Below are 234 nucleotides of genomic sequence, written 5' to 3'. Positions count from 1 at the left end.
CATGGGGAGACCCCACACTACCATCGGCGCTACGGCGTTTCACTTCTGAGTTCGGCATGGGGTCAGGTGGGACCACCGCGCTAGTGCCGCCAGGCAAATTCTGTTTCATCCATAACGCGCACCTTAAGTCAGGCTTGCACTACGAACCAATCTCGGAACATTCAGCTGAAAATCTACTTCAGAGCCACTCTAAAACACCTTTGGTGTTGTAAGGTTAAGCCTCTCGGGTCATTA

Annotated in this window: 1 rRNA gene; it reads right to left on the bottom strand. The window is 52.1% G+C overall.

Annotation, left to right across the window (positions count from 1 at the left end):
* Positions 1–94, bottom strand: a 5S ribosomal RNA gene (rrf, locus tag J1779_RS00015); the annotation flags it as partial.
* Positions 95–234: the final 140 nt, after the last annotated feature.

Source organism: Rahnella rivi (genome assembly GCF_019049655.1).
GTDB classification, from domain to species: Bacteria; Pseudomonadota; Gammaproteobacteria; order Enterobacterales; family Enterobacteriaceae; genus Rahnella; species Rahnella rivi.
Note: the sequence above shows the minus strand (reverse complement) of the source record. Positions and strands in the feature narration are given on the sequence as shown.